The following is a 21583-nucleotide window of genomic DNA, read 5'->3' as shown; positions in this document are numbered from 1 at the left end:
GAACTGACCCGACCATGAAGGACGGCTTTGCGGCGGCGCGTCCCTCATCCCGGGCAGCGGCGATCGACCGCGAGATCTACCGCATCCTCTTCGAGAACATGGAAGACGGCTTTTGCGTCATCGAGTTTCTCGATGGCCCGCACGGTCCCTTGAGCGACTATGTCCATGTGCTCGCCAATCCGGCCTATGAGCGGCATACCGGCATTCCCAACGTGGTCGGACAGTACTTGCGCCAGATGGTGCCCGACGAGGCGGATGACTGGATCGCCTTCTACGGCAAGGTCCTGAAAACCGGCGAACCGATCCGCTTCCGCAACGAACTGGTGGTGACAGGGCGTCACCTGGAGGTCTCCTCGTTCCGGATCGGCACCTTCGAGGACCGGCTCGTCGCCGTGCTGTTCAAGGACGTGACCGAGCGCGTCAGCGCGGAAGGGGCACTGCACCAGCTCAACGAGACGCTCGAGCAGCGGGTGGCCGATGCCCTTGCGCAACGCGAACATGCCGAAAGCGCCCTGCGCCAGGCGCAGAAGATGGAAGCGGTAGGCCAGCTGACCGGCGGTCTCGCGCACGATTTCAACAACCTGCTCGCCGGAATCACCGGCGCGTTCGAACTGATCGGACGTCGTCTGGTTCAGGGGAGGCTCGACGAGGTCAACCGTTACGTCGATGTGGGCCTTGGCGCGGCACAGCGCGCTGCAGCCCTGACCCATCGGCTGCTCGCATTCTCGCGGCGGCAAACCCTGTCTCCCCGACCGACCCACGCCAACCAGCTCGTGGCAGACTTCATCGATCTGGTGCGGCGCACGATGGGGCCTGCGATTTCGGTCGGCGTTGAACTTGATCCGGACCTGTGGCCAGCGCTGGTCGATGCGAACCAGCTCGAAAACGCCCTGCTAAATCTGTGCATCAACGCCCGCGACGCCATGCCGGACGGCGGGCAGCTGTCGATCTGGACGGGCAACGTGACCCTCGACGAGGAAGGCGCTCGCAAGCGTGGGCTTGCGCCTGCCGACTATGTAACCATCACGGTCGGAGACACGGGCGTCGGCATCCCGCCCGAAGATCTCGACCGCGTGTTCGAGCCGTTCTTCACGACGAAGCCGACAGGCAAGGGAACTGGTCTAGGCCTGTCCATGGTCTACGGCTTTGCCCGCCAGAGCAACGGGCTGGTGCGCATCCGGTCCACCCCCGGGCTGGGCACGCAGGTGCGAATCTATCTGCCACGGCACGAAGGTTGCACCGATGCAACGGCCGAAGAACCGGTCGTGGGCGCACTTGATGGGCAGATCGGCGCGACCGTGCTGGTGGTCGATGACGAGCCAAGCGTGCGCATGATGATGATCGACGGGTTGCAGTTGATCGGCATGAAATGCATCGAAGCTGCAGACGGGGCTTCTGCGCTGGCCATGCTCGACCGGCATCCCGCGATCGATCTGCTGATCACCGACGTCGGCCTGCCCGGCGGGCTCAACGGCCGTCAGGTAGCAGACGAAGCGCGCCGGCGCATTCCCGCACTCGGCGTCCTGTTCGTGACCGGTTATGCCGACAGCGTGGTGCTGCAAAAGGGCTCCGAAGTCGAACTCGGGACCGACGTGCTGACCAAACCGTTCCTGATCGACGACCTGCAACGCAGGGCCGCGAGCCTGATTGCGAGTGGCGCAACCGAAGACCGCGGACAGGTCAGCCCGGCCTGATCCTTTCGAACAGATCGACCACGGTGTCCTCGTCGAGCGCATGCTCGCCATATCGAACGAACCCGAGCTTTGCAGCCAGAGAGACCGAGGCATCATTACCCCGCTCGATCATGCAGGCGACGCGCACTGCGTCGTGCGTGGCGTCGAACCAGTCCAGCGCAGCCCGCATCCCCTCCGCGGCATAGCCCTTGCCCCAGTGCTCTCGCGCCACGATCCAGCCGGCCTCGACGACATCGTCCATGCCCTTGCCGAAGCCGCGCATCGAATGGAACACGCCGAGCTGTCCGACAAAGGCTCCGGAAGTCCGTTCGTGTGCCAGAAAGAGGCCGTAGCCGTAGAGATGCCAGCATCCGGCCGCGCGCATCGCGCGGGAGAACATGTCGGTGGTCGGATCGTCTGGCCGGGGGCCGAGAAAGCGGTGCACCTCGGGATCGGCAACGAGATCGCGCAGCAGCAGGTAGTCCTCGCGGCCGGGCACCGACAGTATCAGGCGTTCGGTAGTGATCGTGGTCATCGCGTCAGAGCAGCACATCGAGCCCATGCAATGCAAGGCCGACAAGCCCGCCCACCAGCGTTCCGTTGATGCGGATGAACTGGAGGTCCCGGCCGACTGCGCCTTCGATGCGATCGGTTACGGTCCTGGCATCCCAGCGTTTGACCGTTTCCGAAACGAGGCGGACGATTTGGGCTCCGTAGCGGGTCGAAATGCCGACAAGCGTGCGCCGGGCAAAGCGGTTGACGACTTGTTGCAGGCGCACGTCCCGCTGCAGTGCCTGACCGAGTTCTGCCAGACTCGCCCCGAACTGCCCGCCGAGCGCCCCTTTCGGATTGCGCACAACCTGCAACAGACGCGCGCGGCCGCGTTCCCACATTCCGTCGAGCCAGCGGCCGAACGCGGGATTGGCGAGCACCTCGCGCTTCATGCGCTCGACCCTGGCCTTCATGTCCGGATCGTGGACCAGATCATGCGCGAGCGTCTTGAGGCCTTCCTCGATCTTCCGGCGCAAGGGATGGTCGGGAACCACCAGCGTCTCGGCCAGCAGCTTGTAGAGGCCATCGAGGATGGCGTTGGCGAGCTTCTCGTCGAGCCCGGTCCAGCGCAGGATGGTGTTCGCCCGCTCGTGGATGGTTGACTGGATCAGCGGCTCATTGGCCTCGATCGTCTCCGCCGCCTTGCGGATCAGGCTTTCGATCACCGGCATGTGCCGGCCATCGGCTATCGCGGCACCGAGCAGTTGCCCCAGCAGCGGCGCGAGATCGAGCTTCTCCAGTTGTGAGCGCAAGGCCCCCTTGGCCAGCCCGCCAAGCTCTTCGGGATCGAGCGATTCGAGGACGTCGGCCAGCAATCCCGCCGCTCCGTCCCGCAGTCGGCTTTCGCCCGTCCGGGGATCGGCAAGGAACGCACCGGCAGCGGCAGCGGCATTCACCGCACCCATGCGACGGGCGACCACCTGCGGAGTCAGGAAGTTGGCCTGCAGGAACGCGGCCATCGTATCGGCGATGCGGTCCTTGTTCTCGGGAATGATCGCGGTGTGCGGGATCGGCAGGCCGAGCGGGTGGCGGAACAAGGCGGTAACCGCAAACCAGTCAGCCAGGCCGCCGACCATGGCCGCCTCGGCAAAGGCCCGGACGAAGCCGAGCGCCGGGTGCAGGCCTTCAAGACGACGCGTGACGATGTAGATCAGCGCCATTGCGACAAGCAGGCAGGTCGCGACGATCCGCATGCGCCGGGCACGATCCGCAGGCGATTGTCCGGCGCGCTTCGGTATCGGGCGGCCGGGGCCGCTGGTGGCCGAAACGGGTGGTTCGGCAGGGTGAGGCAATTCGGCGGTCACTCCGCCGGAAATGCCTCGTGCTGCGGTTCGTTCCGATGCGCGGAGATGACCGGCTGCGCGGGCGCCGTTGCTCCCGCCGATGGTTCATGGCCGAGCACCTTGCGGGCCAGCCATGGTCCGATCCGCTTTTCGATGCCATCGGCAATGCTGAAGCCCGCCGGCACGATCAGCAGCGTGAGCGCGGTCGACAGGGTCAGGCCGCCGATCACCACAACGCCCATCGGCGCCCGCCACCCGCCGTCGCTGCCAACCGAGACCGCCGTCGGGATCATGCCCGCAACCATTGCCACCGTGGTCATGATGATCGGCTGGGCACGCTTGTGACCCGCCTCGGTGATCGCGGCGAGCTTGTCCTTGCCGGTCGCCATTTCCTCGATCGCGAAATCGATCAGCAGGATCGAGTTCTTCGCGACGATGCCGAACAGCATGAGGATGCCGATGAACACCGGCAACGACAGCGCCTGCCCCATCAGCCAGATCGCGATCAGGCCGCCAAGGGGGGCGAGGAACAGCGACCCCATGTTGACCAGCGGCGAGATGAAGCGGTGATAGAGCAGCACCAGCACCGAGAACACGAGCAGGATGCCCGAGGCGACGGCGATGACGAAGTTCTTCATCAGCTCGGCTTGGAACTTGTCTTCGCCGGCCGCGGTGTTGGACACGCCCTGCGGCAGGTTCTGCATCACCGGCAGCTTCATGATCGCGGCCATGGCATCGCCCTTGACCACTCCCGGAGGAAGGTCGGCACCCACGAAGACGCGGCGGCTCTGGTTGTAGCGCTGGATCTGGGTCGGGCCTGAACCGAAGCCGATCTCGGCCACCCGTGACAGCGGCACCGACCCGCCGGAAGCCGTCGGAACCGGCAGGTTCTCGATGGTCGAGAGGTCGCGGCGCGAGGATTCGGGAAGCTTCACCCGGATCGGCACCTGACGATCGGACAGCGAGAACTTCGCGCTGTTCTGGTCGATCTCGCCCTGCGTGGCGATACGGATCACCTGGCTCAGTGTCTGGGTGTTGACGCCGAGGTTCGCCGCGAGATCGAGCCGCGGCTTGATGATCACTTCCGGACGGCGCAAGTCGGCGCTGATGCGCGGGGCCACGACCAAGGGCAGAGCGCTCATCTGGTCGACAAGGGTCTGCGCGGTCTTCTGCAACTGGTCCGGATCGGAGCCGGCCAGCATGATGCTGATCGGACGGCCCGAGCCACCACCCGGGCCGCCGGGGCCCTGCGCCTGGAAGTTCGCGCGAATGTCGGGAATTGCCTGCAGCTGTGGTGTCAGCTCGCGCTCGAAATCGAGGCTCGTGCGCTTCCGGTCCGGCCGGAGATTGACATAGATGTTGGCGCGCGCCTCGCGCACCGAGGCGAGCTGGGATTCGACTTCCTGCTGCTTGGCCAGCAAGGCAACCACTTCGGCAACCTTGCGCTCGGTCTGCTGCAGCGTCGTGCCCGGCACCATCTCGATGGTGACCGTGCTGGAATCGCTGTCTGCGTCGGGGAAGAACTGGGCCGGGATCGACGCGAACATGATCAGCGTCAGGGCGAATGCGCCCACGCCGATGCCCATCATCCACAGGCGGTGATCGCGCAAGCGCGCGCGGAAGCGACGGCGCGGATGTTCGGCGCGGTAGGCCTTGGCCTTCGACGTATCGAGCGACCAGCCGAGCACCTTCATGTACTTGTCCATCCACGGCCCGCCGCCGTGCTCGGCCTCGCCATGGGCCTGCAGGAAGTAGGCCGCGATCATCGGCGTGATCATGCGCGCGACAAGCAACGAGAACAGCACCGAGATGACCACGGTAAGGCCGAAGTTCTTGAAGAACTGGCCCGACACGCCCGGCATCAGCGCAACCGGGAAGAACACCGCCACGATCGAGAACGTGGTCGCAACGACCGCCAGACCGATCTCGTCAGCGGCATCGATGGCCGCCTGATAGGCGGTCTTGCCCATTCGCATGTGTCTGACGATATTCTCGATCTCGACGATCGCGTCGTCGACGAGCACCCCCGCTACCAGACCCAGCGCCAGCAGCGACATCTGGTTGAGCGTGAAGCCCATCAGGTCCAGCACCCAGAAGGTCGGGATCGACGACAGCGGGATGGCCAGGGCCGAGACGATCGTCGCGCGCCAGTCGCGCAGGAACAGGAACACCACCACGACCGCCAGCACGGCGCCCTCGACCATCGCGTTCATAGACGAACGGTATTGGTCCTTGGTGTAGTTTACCGAGGTGAACAGCAACTCGAAGTGGATCTTGCCACCCTGCTCCTGCTCGATCTTCTTCATTTCCTTGAGCGCGCCGTCGTAGACCGAGACGTCGGATTCGCCGCGCGCGCGAGAGAACGAGAAGGTCACGACGCCCTTGCCGTTGAACTTCGCGATGGATGTCAGTTCGCTGTAGGAATCGCGCACATCGGCAACGTCGGCGAGGCGGACAGTGCGATTGCCGGAAAGGGCGATCTCGGTCTGTGACAGGTCGTAGGCAGACTTGGCGTTGCCCAGCACGCGGACCGACTGGCGCGAACCGGCAACTTCGGTCTTGCCGCCGGCAGCGTTGATGTTGACCTGGCGCAGTGCCGCGTTGACCTGGCTTGCGGTCACGCCAAGCGCCTTCATCTTCATCGGATCGAGCGTGACCGCAATTTCGCGGTTCACCCCGCCCGAGCGGCTGACCTCGGCCATGCCGGGCACCGTCAGCAATCGCTTGGCGATCGTGTCGTCGATGAACCACGAGAGCTGCTCGATGGTCATGTCGTCGGCCTGGACCGCGTAATAGGCGATCGGGTTCGACGAGGTTTCGACCTTGAACACCTGCGGCTCGAGAATGCCTTCGGGCAGGTCCGAACGGATCTGGTCTACCTGGTTCTTGACCTCGTTGACCGCGGCATTGATGTCCTGCCCGATCTTGAACTGGACCTGGGTCTGGCTGCTGCCTTCCGATGCGGTCGAAGTCAGCGTGTCCACGCCGGCGATCGAACGGACAGCCGATTCCACGCGCTGCGTGATCTGGTTCTCGATTTCGGTCGGTGCAGCGCCGGGCTGGCTGATCTGGACGATGACGACCGGGAATTCGATGTCGGGATTGTCCTGGACCTTCATCTGCATGAAGGACACCAGCCCCGCGAGCGTCAGCCCGAGGAACAGCACGATCGGCACGACCGGGTTGCGGATGCACCAGGCCGAGATGTTCTGGAAGTTCATCGCCAGCCCTTACTTCTGAACGACCGGTCGGACCTTGTCCCCGGGGTTGAGGAAGCCGCCCGCTCTCAGAACCACGCGTTCCCGGCCGGACAGCCCTTCGACAACGGCAATGCCCCGCGCACTGACCTCACCGGTCTTGACCGGACGGCGCACGGCCTTGTTGTCACCGTCGATGACGAAGACATACGAGCCCTTGTCGTCCGAAAGGATCGCCGATTCCGGCAGCAGGGGCGCGGTGATCATGCCAGAGGTCAGGGTCGCCGTGGCAAAGCCGCCGGGACGCAGGGCATTGTCATAGCTCAGCGCGATACGGGCGATGCCTTCGCGGCTGGTCTGGTCGATCGTCGGCGAAAGCTGCCAGACCTGTCCTGAAAAGGCCCGCGTCGTGCCGACCGGCGTCACTTCGGCGCTCGCTCCGACCGAAAGGCGCGCGAGATCGGCTTCGGACAGGCGCGCCTGCATTTCCATCTGGCCGTCGCGGGCCATGGAGAACAGCACGCCGGCACCGGGGCTGACGACCTGCCCGGGTTCCGCCGCGCGCGTCAGCACCAGGCCCGAAGCAGGCGCGACGATGTTGAGACGGGCAGCGCGCGCGCCGAGTTCGCCAAGGCTCGCGCGGGCAACCCGCACCCGAGCCACGGCAGCATCGCGCGTTGCGGTCAAACGGTCGACGTCAGCCTTCGAGATGAAGCCGCGCTCGACCAGCTTGAGCGCACGATCGAGATTGGCCTGAGCCAGCCGGGCATCGGCTGCGGCGACTTCGACATTGGCGGCCTGGCTGGCGATCTGCTGGCTTTGCACCGAGCGGTCGATCACGGCGAGAACCTGCCCGGCCTTGACCCAGTCACCGGCATCCACCAGCACCTGGACAATCTGGCCGCCTTCGCCCGCCACGCCCACCGGCATTTCCCGACGCGCAGCGATGGTACCGCTGGCGGTAATGCTGCGAGGTATCGTTGTGGTGCCGGGCACGACGACCGTGACCACCTGCGCCTGCGCGTTCTTGCCTTCGTCGGGAGCGGCACTGTCGCCGGAATGCATGAAGAACCACACGCCGATCAGCGCGGCAGCGATGAGGCCGCCAATGACCCACAGCCGCCGCGTGGAAGCGGGGTCTTGTGGCTCTCCGTCGGACTGCGGAAGCGCGCCGGTCATATTGATGGTGGTTTCGTAATTCATGTCTGTCACTGCCTTCGTCCCATGGCGGGGCGAGGGCGGGCCCCTTGTAACTCGAGTAGGTGTGTTATCTTCATAACGCACTTGCCGCAAGCACGCGGCGCCGCCTTCTGGCAGCTACCTCGCGTCCAATAGACACCCTTCCGACAAGGCGCAATTCCGTCTCGACGAAGGACTTAAGCCGAATTGGACTCCGTGTCTTTCTTGCACCTGTAACTTTTTGTAACCGGTCCGGTATCGAAAGGCGCGCATTGGTTCAGGTCGCGCGCCCTGAAAAGATGACCCAAAGAACAACGGCCGCCTCCCGAAGGAAGCGGCCGCCGCGGATGGAGCTGGTTGGGAGATCAATACTTGAGCTGGCGCTCATACAGATCGCGGTAATGCTGGATGCGGGTAACCCTCAGGCCCTGCATTCCCGAACGGTCGACCGCGCGCTGCCACGAGGCGAACTCCTCGAGCGTGAGGCCATAGCGCTCGCAGACCTCGTCGATGGTCAGAAGTCCGCCGTTAACGGCAGCGACAACCTCGGCCTTGCGACGGACGACCCAACGGGTCGTGTTCGCCGGGGGCAGACTGTCGATGGTGAGCGGCTCACCAAGCGGACCGATGACCTGGGCCGGACGGATTTTCTGGTTCTCGATCATGTCAGTCTCGTGCTTCGGCGCGGCCTTGCCGCGTCACGTTCTGTGTGGCGAAGGCTGTGCCCAAGGTTGCTTTGCCATTCGCTGAAGAGTTTGGGTTAACGACCCGTTCATGCGCCGGAACGCCCGAATTTGCGGACGCAAGGAAGCTGGCTGCACCCTGGTGGAAGCTGCCGATTGCACCCTGTTCGTCCTCGCCCAGGAACTGCAAGGTCCGGCGCAGATCCTGTGATGCGGTGATCCGTGCGCACAACATGTGCCACGACAGCGGCCTTAGCGCAGCCCCGCCCTCGAAAGCCGCATCGCCGCTGGTGAAAGCAGCCGGATTGTTGAAGCTCATGTCCATTGCCAGAAGACTTAGACCCAAGATGGCTAAGGTCTGGTAAAGGCCCTGTTTAGCGGTTGTTCATTCTGGCTTGCGTCGGCCCCACCCTGGCACGCTTTGCGCTTCAGCAGGAAAAAGCCTATGGGCGCGCAATGCTCGATACCGCTGCCCTTCCCGACCTTTTCGACTTGTCCGCACCACTCAAGGCGCGGCGCATCGTGGTTGCCATGTCGGGCGGCGTGGACAGCTCCGTGGTTGCGGGCATCGCCGCTGCCAGTGGCGCCGAAGTGATCGGCGTGACGCTGCAGCTCTATGACTACGGCGCGGCAACCGGCCGCAAGGGCGCATGCTGCGCCGGCGACGACATCCGCGATGCGCGCGCGGTCGCCGACCGTCTGGGCATCGCGCATTATGTGTTCGACCACGAATCCAGCTTCCGCGAGGAAGTGGTCGAGCGCTTTGCCGACGACTATCTCAACGGTCGCACCCCGATCCCCTGCGTTCGCTGCAACATGGGGCCAAAGTTCACAGACTTGCTGGCGATGGCGCGCGAACTCGGCGCGGATTGCCTGGCCACGGGGCATTACGTGCGCCGGGTCATGGGCGCTGCTGGCGCCGAACTGCATCGAGCCGTCGATCCCGCCCGCGACCAGTCGTACTTCCTTTACGGCACCACCGAATCCCAGCTCGATTACCTGCGGTTCCCGCTGGGAGGGCTGCCCAAGACCGAGACGCGTCGGATCGCCGAAGAACTGGGTCTCGTCGTCGCCGCCAAGCCCGACAGCCAGGACATCTGCTTCGTGCCGGATGGCGACTACGCCAAGATCGTCCGCGCGGTGCGTCCCGAGGGAGACGCGCCCGGCGAGATCGTGCACGCGGCCAGCGGCGAGGTGCTCGGGCAGCATCGCGGCATCATCCATTACACGGTCGGCCAGCGGCGCGGGTTGGAGATCGGCGGGCAGCCCGAACCGCTTTACGTCATCGGCCTCGATGCGCCGCAGCGCCGGGTGCTGGTCGGGCCACGCCAGATGCTCGCCGTCAGCCGCGCCAAGATCATCGAGACGAACCGCATCGGTCCGCTCCCGGCGGGCCCCCTGACGGCCAAGGTCCGCTCGTTGGCCAAGCCCGTCCCGGTCGAACTGGAAGGGCCGCTCGGAGAAGGTGCGACGGCTGAGATCCGCTTTCTCCAGCCGGAGTTCGGCGTCGCCCCCGGTCAGGCCGCCGTGCTCTATGCCGGCGAACGCGTCGTCGGCGGTGGCTGGATCGATTCGACCGAGCGCTGGGAAGCCTGAGCGGCTACTTCCACGGCTCGAGCACGCAGCCTGGACCTTCGCGATAAGTTGCGGTCTGGCTGAACACGAGGGCGAAGCGCGCGGTCACGCTCCTTGCCTCGGCGTTCTCGCTCAGCGTCACCAGTTCCATGCCGGGCTCGAAGTCCTTGCGGCAATCCGACAGTTCGCGCCCGCCGACAAAGCGGCACGAGCAGGCGACGCGCGCGCCATAGCTTGCACCCGTCGTCGCATAGCCGCGAATCGCCGACCAGAATGTCGCCAGCAGCGCCAGCACGATCACCAGCAGGATCAGTGCCGCGCGCAGGCGCCAGCTGCGCCTGGGCGCGATGGTCAGCGACGGAGCTGTGGGGGAACTGTGGTTGCCGGTTGCCATGACTGCCGATTCTGGTCGAAAGGACTGGCCCGATGGCCCGCCGCTCGCTCTCCCTTATCGTGACCCTCGCGCTGCTGCCAGCCGTGGCAGCCTGTTCGCAGGGGAAGAACGCGCCTGACGGCCCGCCGCCGGTCTCCGAAGCCGCGCTCAAGGCGGTGGTCAAAGACCCCGGCACCAACCGGGACAAGCTCGCCCGCGCCGTCGATGCCCTGTTCGCTCCCGAAATGGGCGAGACGCGCGCGGTGATCGTGATGAAGAACGGCCGCATTGTCGCCGAGCGCTACGCCGAGGGCTATCACGAGAACACACGGTTCGTGAGCTGGTCGATGGCCAAGTCGGTCACCGGGGTGATGATCGGCATGCTCGTTTCCGATGGTCGCCTGCGGCTTGACGAGAGCGCACCGGTTCCGGCCTGGCAGCGCCCGGGCGATCCGCGCGGCGAGATCACCCTGCGCCAGTTGCTGCAGATGCGGTCGGGTCTGCGCCATTCCGAGGCGATAAATCCGGTCTACGAATCCGATGAAGTGCGCATGCTCTTCCTCGACGGTCGCGACGACATGGCGCGCTATGCCGAGGACCAGCCGCTGGAGGCAGAGCCGGGGCGCAAGTTCGAGTACTCTTCGGCGACCAGCGTGATTCTGGCGGACCTCGCCGCCCGCGTGCTTTCGCCTGCGCCTGATCCCGAGAGCCGCCGCCGCGCCGTGGCAGACTATCTGCGCACGCGGCTGTTCGAACCGGCGGGCATGAAGTCGATGCTGCCCGAATTCGACGCATCGGGCACGCTGATCGGTGGTTCGCTGATCCACGGCACCGCGCGCGACTGGGCCAGGTTCGGCGAGTTCCTGCGTAACAAGGGCTCGGTCAAGGGCGCGCAGATCATCCCGCGCCAGTGGATCGAGTTCATGCTCACGCCCTCGCCGCGCGAGGCGCAGTATGGCGCGCAGATCTGGCTCAACCGGACACCGACGAACGGCGAATCCTCGCTCTTTCCGGAGCGTGGCCCGAGGGACCTGTTCTCGTGCATCGGCCATCTCGGCCAGTACGTGATGGTCAGTCCGAGCCGCGGCCTCACCGTGGTCCGCCTCGGCAAGACGCAGGACGACAAGCTGGCACCGGTCGTCGACGGACTTGCGGATATCGTCTCGCTGTATCGCTGAGAGCGAACTTCAAGGCAGGCGGAACAGGCCCTCGACCACTGTCACGCAATCGCCGCCGAGCAGCACACGGTCCCGTTCGAGACGACAGACGAAATCCGCCCCGCGCGCCGACGCCTGATGCGCAGTGAATTCCGTACGCCCAAGCTTGGCCGCCCAATAGGGCGTCAGGGCAGCATGGGCCGATCCTGTCGCAGCATCCTCGTCGATCCCGCCACCGGGCACAAACACGCGGCTGACGATGTCGGCGCCCGAAGCATGAGCTGTACCGGGCGCCGTTGCGATGAACTGCACGTCCCCGAACCGGAGCAGCGCCTTGAAATCCGGGGCCAGCGCGAGCACCTCGTCGGCGGTGGCATAATGGAAGATGTTGTAGCCATCACCCTGCCAAACCTCGTCCGGTTGCCCCGGCCCCAGCAACGGCACCGCCTCGTCAAACGCGCCGGGCGCAGTGGGCACGGCGGGGAGCGAGAGCACGTAGCGCTCGCCATCCCGCGACACTTCCAGAACGCCTGCCTTGCGGGTCGAGAAGGTCACCCGCCCCCGCATTGGGTCCTGCGCCAGCACGACATGACCCGAAGCAAGTGTGGCATGGCCGCACATCGCGACTTCGACAGCAGGCGTGAACCAGCGCAGTTCGAAATCCGCCGCACCGCTGTGGTCGGGCACGAGAAATGCGGTTTCGGCGAACATGTTTTCCGCGCCGATGGCCTGCAGCGTTGCATCGTCGGGCCAGGCTTCCAGCATCATCACCGCCGCCTGGTTGCCGCCGAGCGCGCGGGCGGTGAAGGCATCGACGTGGAAGTAGGGGACCTTCGAATCGCTCACGCGCCGGGTGCTCCTTGCGCCAGGATGGCCGGGCTGGTGCCGTCAGGTCCGGGATTGAGCAGGTTTTCAGCGCCCATCATGTCCTCGTCGACCAGCCCTTCCGGATCGGGGTGGATGAGAATTTCGACACCGGGGAATTCCGCCGTCAGCTTGTCCTCGATCTCGTCCATAACACGGTGGGCTTCGGTCACGGTCATGCGTCCGTCGACCCAGACATGGAACTGGACGAAATCGCGGTTGCCGCTGGTGCGGGTTCGCAAGTCGTGCAGGCCCTTGAGTTCCGGATGCTGGGCAACAACCTCAAGGAACCGCTCGCGCTTTTCGAGTGGCCATTCGTGGTCCATCAGCTGCTCGATCGCTTCCTGCGAGGCACCCCATGCGCCCCAGCCGAGCCACAGCGCGATGCCGAAGGCGAAGACCGCGTCCGCGCCCTTGATGCCGACGTAGGTATCCAGCACCAGCGCCGCGATCACCGCGAGGTTGAGGAACAGGTCCGACTTGTAATGCACATTGTCGGTGCTGATCGCGAGGCTGCCGGTCTGGCGGATCACGTGACGCTGGTAGGCCAGCAGCGCGACCGTTGCGGCCAGCGCGATCGTCGAGACGATCACGCCCGATTCCGCTTCGGCTACTTGCGCAGACCCGAGGAACTGGCCGACGGCGCGGAAGGCAAGGCCGATCGCCGAGATCGAGATCAGCACGACCTGAAACATTGCAGCGAGCGCCTCGGCCTTGCCGTGCCCGAAGCGGTGGTTGTGGTCGTCAGGCTGCGAGGCGACCCAGACGCCCATCAGCGTGGCGAGGCTGGCGACGAGATCGAGCGCAGTGTCTGCCAGCGAGCCGAGCATGGCCGTGGACCCCGTGGAGATCACCGCCCACGCCTTCATGCCCACGAGCAGCACCGCCACAGAGATGCTGGCAAGCGCCGCCTTGCGGTTGAGATCGTTGTGCGCGTCGGTGCGGGTCATGTCCATGATTCAGAGCCTTAAGGGTAAAGCAGGGTGCTGGTCCAGCCGCCCGCGCCATCGCCGACGAAGCGGCGGCGTTCGTGCAGGCGATAGTCGCGATCCTGCCAGAACTCGATAGCGGAGGGCGTCACGCGATAGCCCGACCAGTGCGCCGGGCGGGGCACGTTGCCATCGGGGTACTGCTCGCGCAGTGCGGCAACGCGGTCGAGATAGACCTGGCGATCCGGCAGCGGGCGCGACTGGTCCGACGCGGCTGAGCCGAGACGTGATTCGGGATGGCGGCTGGCGAAGTAGGCGTCGGCCTCTGCCGCCGTCACCTCGGCGATCGTGCCTTCGATGCGGATCTGGCGGCGCAGCGATTTCCAGTGGAACAGCAGCGCGACATTCGGATTCGAGGCCAGCTCTCCGCCCTTGCGGCTGTGGAAGTTGGTGTAGAACACGAAGCCGTCGGGACCGTGGCCTTTCAGCAGCACCATGCGTACCGACGGGTGACCGTGAGGCGTGGACGTGGCGAGGGCCATCGCGTTCGGATCATTGGGCTCGCTGGCCTTAGCTTCGGCAAACCACGATTCGAAGATCGCGAAAGGATCGTCGTGGGGGATCGCGTCGGAATTCTGTTCAGGTTGCACCGGGATTTCCTGAAGGGGGTTTACGGGGTTTACACTGTCCTGAAAAAAGGCGTCAGGGGCGGTTCGGGCGAAGTCTTTGCACGAGAGCGGCCTCCGCCTTCGCGGGGACTCTGCGCTTCGGGCAGAGGTTTTCCATGACCGGGATCAATTGCATGGAACCGACCTACTCCTCCCGCGCAATGTAGGAAAGGCAACCTTGCGGGCAGGCCTCGCAAATCCTAGCTAGGGAGCCATGGCCGATCCGTATTCGATCCTGGGAGTTCCGCGCAGCGCAAGCGAGAAGGACATCAAGTCTGCCTATCGCAAGCTCGCAAAGGAACTGCACCCGGACACCAACAAGGACAATCCCAAGGCGGCGGAGCGCTTTTCCGAAGTGACCCGCGCCTATGACCTGCTGTCCGACAAGGACAAGCGGGCCAAGTTCGACCGCGGTGAAATCGACGCCGATGGCAATCCGACCGGACCGTTTGGCGGTGGTTTCGGGGGCGGTGGTGGCTTTGGCGGTCACCAGGGCGGGTTCCGCCACGACGGTGGCTTCGAGGGCGGCTTCGGTGGCGGCGGCCCCGACATCGGCGACATCTTCGAAGGCCTGTTCGGCGGGCGCGGCGGAATGGGCGGCGGCTTCGGTGGGGGCGGCGGCGCGCGTCGCGGTCCTCCACCCAAGGGCGCCAACGTGAACTATCGCCTGCAGGTCTCGTTCGTCGACGCGGCAACGCGCGCCAACCAGCGCATCACGCTGTCGGATGGCAAGACCATCGACCTCAAGCTGCCCGCCGGGATCGAATCCGGCCAGCAGATGCGGCTTGGCGGCAAGGGCGAACCAGGCCCCGGCGGCAACGGCGACGCCATTGTCACCATCGAGATCGGCAGCCACCCGTTCTACGAGCGGGACGGCGACAACATCCGGCTCGACTTGCCGATCAGCCTTTCCGAAGCGGTCGGTGGTGCGAAGGTAAAAGTCCCGACGGTCGACGGCGCAGTGATGCTGACCGTTGCGCCCGGCAGTTCTAGCGGGCGCACGCTGCGCCTCAAGGGCAAGGGTTTCACCCGCAAAGACGGTACGCGCGGCGACCAGCTCGTCACCCTGCAGATCGACATTCCTGCCGACGATGCGGATCTGAATGCCCGTCTCGAGGGTTGGCAGGACATGCGCAACGTTCGCGACAAACTCGGGGTCTGAATGAAGGCGCCCGGCCAGCATCCGCCGGACGCGCGACCGCTTGTCGACATGCCCGACCTTTCGCCGGAGGCACGGCGCCGCGAAGCGCTGCGTTGGCGCTCGGGCCTCGCCGAGGCGCGCGAACGCCTAGGCCCGGGGAGCCGTGCCTGGGAAGTGGTCAAGCGCGTGTGGACCGGCGTATTCAACGACGGCTCGATCCATGCTGGCAACCTCGCCTACATGATCGTGATCGCGCTGTTCCCGTTCTTCATTACCGGCGCGGCGCTGTTCTCGTTCATCGGCGAGGCGAGCCAGCGCGCCGCCGCGATCGACACGGTGCTTATTGCCCTGCCCCCGGTGGTCGCCTCGACGATCGAGCCGGTCGCCCGCAGCGTGATCGAAGCGCGAACCGGCTGGCTGCTGTGGATCGGCGGCATCGTCGGCCTGTGGACAGTGGGCAGCCTTGTCGAGACGATCCGCGACATCCTGCGCCGCGCTTACGGCACGCGCTGGGAACACGCCTTTTGGCGCTATCGACTGGCCTCCACCGGCATAACCCTCGCTTCGGTGGTGCTGATCCTGCTGGCGATCTTCGCGCAGGTGCTGATCGGCGCGGCGCAGGAAGTGATCGAGGCGTGGCTGCCCCAGTTCGGCACTCTGGTCGACAGCCTTGCCCTCTCGCGCTTCATCCCGGCCGGCGTCCTCTACGGCGCGCTCTGGCTGCTCTTCATCTCGCTGACACCGGGTGCCTATCGCGGTCGCAGTTATCCCAAGTGGCCCGGCGCGCTGTTCGTGACGGTCTGGTGGATCGCGGTGACGACGCTGCTGCCGACCGCACTCCGGACCTTTTTCTCCTACGATCTCACCTACGGAAGTCTGGCCGGGATGATGATCGCCCTTTTCTTTTTCTGGCTGGTCGGCTTAGGGATGGTTGTGGGGGCCGAACTCAACGCCGCACTTGCCGAAACGCCGGAAGAGCGCGACATGCTGGGACAAGCCGACAATCGCGCACGCGCCTCGGCGGCGAGCGCCGGGAACGAAACAAGAAGCGAGAACGAAAACGCATGACCGGACTTATGCAAGGCAAGCGCGGCCTGATCATGGGCCTTGCCAATGACAAGTCGCTCGCCTGGGGCATCGCCAAGCAACTGCACGAACATGGCGCCGAACTGGCCTTCTCCTATCAGGGCGAGGCGCTGGAAAAGCGCGTGCGCCCCTTGGCGGCAAGCCTTGGCAGCGATTTCCTGATCGAATGCGACGTGTCCGATATGGCCGCGCTCGACCAGACGTTCGAGACGCTGAAAGAGCGGTGGCCGACGATCGACTTCATCGTCCACGCCATCGGCTATTCCGACAAGAACCAGCTGCGTGGGCGTTTCTACGACACCACGCTCGACAACTTCCTGATGACGATGAACATCTCGGCCTACAGCCTCGTCGCCGTGACCAAGCGGGCGATGGAGATGATGCCGAACGGTGGTTCGATCCTGACACTGACCTATTACGGCGCGGAAAAGGTCGTGCCGCACTACAACGTGATGGGCGTGGCCAAGGCGGCGCTGGAAACCAGCGTGAAGTACCTCGCCAACGACTGCGGACCGGCGGGTGTGCGCGTCAATGCGATTTCGGCGGGGCCAATCAAGACGCTGGCCGCCAGCGGCATCGGCGACTTCCGCTACATCCTCAAGTGGAACGAGCTGAACAGCCCGCTGCGCCGCAACGTGACCATCGAGGACGTGGGCGGCGCGGGGCTGTACTTCCTGTCGGACCTGTCGTCGGGCGTGACCGGCGAGACGCATCATGTCGATGCCGGGTACCACACCGTCGGCATGAAGCAGGAAGACGCGCCGGATATCGCGCTGGGGTAATGCTCTCAGACTTCGTCATTCCCGCGAAGGCGGGAATGACGAAGTTATGGAATCCAGCCCCTTGCAGGCTTCAGGGCTGCGTGGGTGCAGGTGTGCCCGGAGCCTGTTCGCCCGCCTGCTCCCGCTCCCGCTCGCGCTTGAGCCTTGCCTCATATTCTTTCTCGATCTGCTCGACGCGCGCCTGTTCGGCGGCGGCATCGGCGTCGATGGTCTGGAGGCGCTTGGCGCGCTCTTCCTCGATCAGCTTGCCGAACTGGACGTCGGAGCCATTCTTCTTCTCGGAATAGGCGCGGTCGATCAGGCGGGTGAGGCAGCCGGTGGCGCCGCCAGCGCCGACCGCGGAGCACGAGTTGGTGCCGAAGTTGCCCACCGTCTCATAGGCGCGGACCTTCTGACTCCATGCCTGGTTGACCGGGGCGTTGGGGTTGTCACGCAGCGGCTTGGGGATGCGGAAGCGCTCGGCCTCGTCCTTGCGCGCGCAGACGGTGATCGTGTTGCCTTCGGACTTCGGACAGGGATCGTCGCCATAGACGATGAGCTGATTGACCTTTTCGCCCGATGGATCGAGCAGCGGCTGGTCGGCGCCTTGCGCAAAGGCCGGAGCGGCAAAGGCGCTCGAGAGCAGCAGGGCGGCAGGGATCAGGCGCTTCATCTTTGGTCTCCGGTCAGGCTCGCCCTGATATAGGGCGCGCGGGCTCTGAATGGTAGATGAAGGAGCGCACTTCCCTGCGCTGGATCAAATCCGCTTCGAAAGCGCGATGGCGGCGCGGCACCCCAAGCGGATGGCGTGGAACAGCACCGGATAGGCAGGCGCCTTTTCCGCCCCCGCCGCCAGCGCCGCATCGCGGTGCTCGCGCTCATCGTCGCGGAATTCGCGGATCATGGCGGCAAGTTCGGGGTCCTCGTCGCCGAGTTCCTCGAGCTGTTCGGTATAGTGCCGGTCGATCTCGGTCTCGATCGCGGCGGTGCACGCCATCGCCGCTTCGGGGCCGATCAGCGCGGTGGCTGCGCCCAGGGCAAAGCCTGCGGCCGACCATACCGGCTGAAGCGCCGTGGGACGCACGCCGCGCCTGGCGATCAGCGCATCGAACTTTTCGCGGTGACCGGCTTCCTGCTCGGCCATGGCGGCGATTTCCGCCGAGTGCGGGGCGCGGTTGCCCATGACGGCGAGTTGGCCTGCATAGATCCGCGTCGCGCCGAATTCGCCGGCCTGGTCGACGCGAAGCATTTCGGCGAACTTGGTCATGTCAGGCTCCCTTGCGGCTCTTGCCGAGCAGCGCGAAGACAAGGATCGCGCCTGCTGTAGAGATCAGGAAATTGAACCCGGCGAGGCTGATTCCGAAGAGGTCCCAAGGGGCAACGTCGCAGCGCACGACCGGCGCGTTCATGATCGCATCCAGCGGATTACCGCCGCCAGCAACGGTCGAACAGGCGGTGACGCCTTCCCACCAGCCATATTCGACGCCGGCATGAAACCCGCCGATCAGGCCGGAAATGCCGATGGCGGTAGCCGCGAGCGTCACCGCCAGATCGCCGGAGCCCTTGCCCTTCATCGTCAGCGCCAGAAGCGCCAGCACGATCGCGGCGATATGCGGATAGCGTTGCCACCAGCACATCTGGCAGGGGTAGAGCCCGAACACGTATTGCGAGATCAGCGCCCCGCCCATCAACGCGGCGGGGACGATCAGAGCGAGCGCGTAGGCGGCGTTGCGGGACTGCTGCGAGGTCATGGCCGGCGCCTTATTAGCGCTTCAGCTTGGCGGCAAGCGCGGCGCGGGGCTGGGTACGGTTCAAGGTCTGCACCGCGTAGTACAGCTGGAAATCCTTGATGTCCTTCGCCTTCAGCTCCTCGGGCGTCATCCGGAAGCGCGGGTCCTCGACCTTGTCCTTCTCGAGGTCCTTGTCCTCCACCTTGATCTCGTTCTGAAGATGCCGCTGCAGGTCGCTTTCGCGGTAGGTCATCTTCGCGCGCTTGCGCAGATCGGGATCGGAAATCTGCGGCACGGCGATGTCCGGATCGATGCCGCCTTCCTGGACCGAGCGGCCCGACGGCGTGTAGTAGCGGGCCGTGGTCAGCTTTACCGAGGTATTGCTGGTGAGGTTGAACTTGGTCTGGACGCTGCCCTTGCCGAAGCTGCGCTGGCCCATGATCACGGCGCGATGCTGGTCCTGCAGGGCACCTGCGACGATTTCCGATGCGGACGCCGAGCCTTCATCGATCAGGACGATCATCGGCACGCCCTTGGCGATATCCCCCTTGGTATCGATCTCGGCCGGATAGACCTCGGTGTCGCGCGCATAGCGGCCGCGCTGCGAGACAATGGTGCCGCGTTCAAGGAACAGGTCCGACAGGGCAATGGCTTCGTCGAGCAACCCGCCGGGGTTGCCGCGCAAGTCGAGCACGAGGCCGGTGACCTTGCCCCCGGTCTTCGCCTTGGCTTCATTCCATGCGCGCTGGACCGAAGTACCGACATCGGAACTGAAACTGGAGACCGAAATGACGGCGACGTTGCCCATCATTTCCAGCTCCACCGGCTTCAGTTCGATGATCTTGCGGGTGAGCGTCACGTCGAAGGGTTCGTCGCGACCGGGGCGGAACACGCTGAGCTTGATCTGCGTGCCCGGCGAGCCGCGCATCTGGTCGACAGCGTCATCCAGCGTGCCGCCATAGATGAGCTTGCCATCGAGGTGGGTGATGAAATCGCCCGCCTTGATGCCCGCCAGATCCGCCGGACTGCCCTTGGTCGGCGCGATGACCTTGACCGCGCCATCGTCCATCGTCACCGACAGCCCCAGCCCGCCATAAGCGCCGTCCATCTGGATGCGCAGGTTCTCGTCGGCGCGCTCGTCAAGATAGGCGCTGTGCGGATCGAGCGTGGCCAGCATGCCATCAATCGCGCCCTTGAGCAGCTTGTCGTCGTCGACCGGCTCGACGTAGCTCGACTTGATCCGTTCGTAGACCGCCATCAGCTTGGCAAAGTCGGGGCCGGATTGCGCGTCGACCGCGGCAAGGCCGGTGGTCGCAGCCGGGATCAGGGCAACGGCAGTAACAAGCGCGGTGGCGCGCAGCAGGGGGGCGAACTTCATTTGCCCGGGGGCCTTTCGCGAAGAGGCAGTCATTGCGGAGTTTTTATAACCCCCGCTGAATTAACACCAGATGAGGTTTTGGGACAGGGCGAGTGCCCTGCATCGACCAAAGGCGGATTCGGCCCGACCAGCGTCTTCAACTGCGCAAGTCGAGCGGGTTGACCGGCGTGCCATCGCGGCGGAGTTCCACCGTCAGCACCGGACGGCCCGGTCCGGCGATTCCCAGCGGCGAGCCCTGCACGACCTTGTCGCCCACCCGCGCGGCAACGCGGCCGAGATTGGTGACGAGCGTGGTCCATCCGCCGGAATGCTCGACGATCACGATGGTGCCATAGCCGCGATAGGGCCCGGCGAAGGCGACGCGACCGTCGGCGGGGGAGACCACCTGTGCGCCGCCTGCAGGGGCTAGGGAGACACCGGTCGTCAGACCCGTTGGCGATTGTGCTCCGAAGCCGGAAACGAGACGACCGGATACCGGCATGATCCACGCGAGCTTCGGGGAGGAGGTGGCCGTCATCGGCGGCGGGGCGTCGACGGCCTTGAGGACCTCGCCCGGACGCGTCGGTGGCAGCACCGGTCCGGGAAGTGCGGCGAGTTGCTGGCGCAAGGCACCATCGGCCTCAAGCTTGCCCATCAGGCCGGACAGATCGCGCGTCTGCTCTGCCAATGCCAGCGCGCGATCCGATTCCTGCGCGGCGACGCCTTGCGCCGCGCGCGATGCAAGGCGCTGGCGGCTTTCGAGCGCGGCAAGTTCAGTGCGCCGGGCGCTGAGCGACTTTTCACCTTCGCGCAGTTGCGTCGCGGCAAGGCGCGCTTCGTCCTGCAGCTTGCGGCCACGGACGATCTCGGCGCGCAGGGAAGCGGTGCGGCGCTGCACTTCGGGGAGCATGGTCTCCATCACCGCGCGCAGGTGAATGGTGTCTCGCACGGAATCGGCGCGAACGAGGCTGAAGGCGAGTGGGCGGCGGGCCATCATCTGCAGCGCGGCGGTGAGGCGCACGACCGGCTCCTGCCGCTCCGCCATGCGATTTCGCAGGGTCTCGCGCTGACGGTCGATCAGCACGATCCTTGCCTGCGCGAGCTGGATCTCGGCCTCGGACTGTTGGATACGGGCAGCTACGGCGGCAGCTTCACGGGCGGTGCGATCAGCCTCGGCAGTGGCTTTCAGTGCAGCCTGTTCGAGCTGTTCGGCGCGGGTGCGTGATTGCGCGAGTGCCTGCCCGGCGCGGCGCAGGACTTCGCCTGCCTCACCGGCATCGGCATAGGGCGTCGCCTGCTGCGCCGTCACCTGCCAGCCGAGCACTCCTGCAAGGCCCAGGCAGATGAAAACGAAAGCAAGGCGTGACGTCATGCC

Annotated in this window: 21 protein-coding genes; 6 read left to right on the top strand and 15 right to left on the bottom strand. The window is 65.4% G+C overall.

What is annotated here, in order from left to right:
• Positions 1-14 precede the first annotated feature (14 nt).
• Positions 15-1694 (top strand): ATP-binding protein, encoded by a 1680-nt coding sequence (locus I2488_RS08470; protein ID WP_196275352.1) that lies wholly within the window; start codon positions 15-17, stop codon positions 1692-1694.
• Here I2488_RS08470 and I2488_RS08465 read toward each other — a convergent pair.
• From I2488_RS08465 to I2488_RS08440, 6 genes are all read right to left on the bottom strand, one after another.
• Positions 1681-2208: a GNAT family N-acetyltransferase gene (locus I2488_RS08465; protein WP_196275351.1), complete on the bottom strand. Its 528-nt coding sequence runs from the start codon at positions 2206-2208 to the stop codon at positions 1681-1683. The two genes, I2488_RS08470 and I2488_RS08465, sit on opposite strands and share 14 nt — an antisense overlap.
• A 4-nt stretch (positions 2209-2212) precedes the next feature.
• Complete coding sequence (locus tag I2488_RS08460) at positions 2213-3418, bottom strand: DUF445 domain-containing protein (protein WP_196275350.1); 1206 nt, start codon at positions 3416-3418, stop codon at positions 2213-2215.
• Between the two features lie 107 nt (positions 3419-3525).
• On the bottom strand, positions 3526-6729 hold the full coding sequence (locus tag I2488_RS08455) for an efflux RND transporter permease subunit (protein ID WP_196275349.1): 3204 nt from the start codon (positions 6727-6729) through the stop codon (positions 3526-3528).
• Positions 6730-6738: 9 nt separating this feature from the next.
• Positions 6739-7908, bottom strand: a complete 1170-nt coding sequence (locus tag I2488_RS08450; protein WP_196275348.1) for an efflux RND transporter periplasmic adaptor subunit — start codon at positions 7906-7908, stop codon at positions 6739-6741.
• Positions 7909-8249: 341 nt separating this feature from the next.
• Complete coding sequence (gene sciP, locus I2488_RS08445; protein WP_196275347.1) at positions 8250-8549, bottom strand: CtrA inhibitor SciP; 300 nt, start codon at positions 8547-8549, stop codon at positions 8250-8252.
• Between the two features lies 1 nt (position 8550).
• The gene (locus I2488_RS08440) at positions 8551-8886 is read right to left on the bottom strand and encodes a hypothetical protein (protein WP_196275346.1); all 336 of its coding nucleotides are present in this window, start codon (positions 8884-8886) and stop codon (positions 8551-8553) included.
• A gap of 137 nt (positions 8887-9023) precedes the next feature.
• On the opposite strand from I2488_RS08440, the gene mnmA reads away from it, so the two are divergent.
• Positions 9024-10163, top strand: a complete 1140-nt coding sequence (gene mnmA / locus I2488_RS08435) for a tRNA 2-thiouridine(34) synthase MnmA (RefSeq protein WP_196275345.1) — start codon at positions 9024-9026, stop codon at positions 10161-10163.
• A 4-nt stretch (positions 10164-10167) separates the two neighbouring features.
• On the opposite strand, the gene I2488_RS08430 is transcribed toward mnmA, so the two are convergent.
• Entirely contained in the window at positions 10168-10536 is a 369-nt protein-coding gene (locus I2488_RS08430) for a hypothetical protein (protein ID WP_196275344.1), read from the bottom strand.
• A gap of 32 nt (positions 10537-10568) precedes the next feature.
• On the opposite strand from I2488_RS08430, the gene I2488_RS08425 reads away from it, so the two are divergent.
• Positions 10569-11693 (top strand): serine hydrolase domain-containing protein, encoded by a 1125-nt coding sequence (locus I2488_RS08425; protein ID WP_196275343.1) that lies wholly within the window; start codon positions 10569-10571, stop codon positions 11691-11693.
• Between the two features lie 9 nt (positions 11694-11702).
• Here I2488_RS08425 and I2488_RS08420 read toward each other — a convergent pair whose 3' ends face one another.
• Genes I2488_RS08420 through pdxH form a run of 3 tightly spaced genes read right to left on the bottom strand, consistent with a single transcriptional unit; the run spans position 11703 to position 14115 of the window.
• Positions 11703-12518, bottom strand: coding sequence for a PhzF family phenazine biosynthesis isomerase (locus I2488_RS08420; RefSeq protein ID WP_196275342.1), 816 nt, complete (start codon positions 12516-12518; stop codon positions 11703-11705).
• Positions 12515-13492, bottom strand: a complete 978-nt coding sequence (locus tag I2488_RS08415) for a cation diffusion facilitator family transporter (RefSeq protein WP_196275341.1) — start codon at positions 13490-13492, stop codon at positions 12515-12517. The genes I2488_RS08420 and I2488_RS08415 overlap by 4 nt, the downstream gene beginning before the upstream one ends.
• Positions 13493-13503: 11 nt before the next feature.
• Positions 13504-14115 carry a pyridoxamine 5'-phosphate oxidase gene (gene pdxH / locus I2488_RS08410; RefSeq protein WP_196275340.1) on the bottom strand — a complete coding sequence of 204 codons (612 nt, stop codon included), beginning with the start codon at positions 14113-14115 and terminating at the stop codon, positions 13504-13506.
• 232 nt (positions 14116-14347) lie between these two features.
• Between pdxH and I2488_RS08405 the strand changes: the two genes are divergently transcribed.
• Genes I2488_RS08405 through fabI form a run of 3 tightly spaced genes read left to right on the top strand, consistent with a single transcriptional unit; the run spans position 14348 to position 17142 of the window.
• Positions 14348-15295 carry a DnaJ C-terminal domain-containing protein gene (locus I2488_RS08405; RefSeq protein ID WP_196275339.1) on the top strand — a complete coding sequence of 316 codons (948 nt, stop codon included), beginning with the start codon at positions 14348-14350 and terminating at the stop codon, positions 15293-15295.
• On the top strand, positions 15296-16342 hold the full coding sequence (locus I2488_RS08400) for a YihY/virulence factor BrkB family protein (protein ID WP_246465559.1): 1047 nt from the start codon (positions 15296-15298) through the stop codon (positions 16340-16342).
• Positions 16339-17142, top strand: a complete 804-nt coding sequence (gene fabI, locus I2488_RS08395) for an enoyl-ACP reductase FabI (protein ID WP_196275338.1) — start codon at positions 16339-16341, stop codon at positions 17140-17142. The genes I2488_RS08400 and fabI overlap by 4 nt, the downstream gene beginning before the upstream one ends.
• Positions 17143-17212: 70 nt before the next feature.
• Here fabI and I2488_RS08390 read toward each other — a convergent pair whose 3' ends face one another.
• From I2488_RS08390 to I2488_RS08370, 5 genes are all read right to left on the bottom strand, one after another.
• Entirely contained in the window at positions 17213-17794 is a 582-nt protein-coding gene (locus I2488_RS08390; protein WP_196275337.1) for a hypothetical protein, read from the bottom strand.
• 84 nt (positions 17795-17878) lie between these two features.
• Positions 17879-18388 carry a demethoxyubiquinone hydroxylase family protein gene (locus tag I2488_RS08385; protein ID WP_196275336.1) on the bottom strand — a complete coding sequence of 170 codons (510 nt, stop codon included), beginning with the start codon at positions 18386-18388 and terminating at the stop codon, positions 17879-17881.
• 1 nt (position 18389) lies between these two features.
• Positions 18390-18872, bottom strand: coding sequence for a disulfide bond formation protein B (locus I2488_RS08380; protein ID WP_196275335.1), 483 nt, complete (start codon positions 18870-18872; stop codon positions 18390-18392).
• Positions 18873-18885: 13 nt separating this feature from the next.
• Positions 18886-20229, bottom strand: a complete 1344-nt coding sequence (locus tag I2488_RS08375) for a S41 family peptidase (RefSeq protein ID WP_196275334.1) — start codon at positions 20227-20229, stop codon at positions 18886-18888.
• A 136-nt stretch (positions 20230-20365) separates the two neighbouring features.
• Positions 20366-21580, bottom strand: coding sequence for a murein hydrolase activator EnvC family protein (locus I2488_RS08370; RefSeq protein ID WP_196275333.1), 1215 nt, complete (start codon positions 21578-21580; stop codon positions 20366-20368).
• Positions 21581-21583 lie beyond the last annotated feature (3 nt).

It is taken from the genome of Novosphingobium jiangmenense (assembly GCF_015694345.1).
GTDB lineage: Bacteria > Pseudomonadota > Alphaproteobacteria > Sphingomonadales > Sphingomonadaceae > Novosphingobium > Novosphingobium jiangmenense.
Note: the sequence above shows the minus strand (reverse complement) of the source record. Positions and strands in the feature narration are given on the sequence as shown.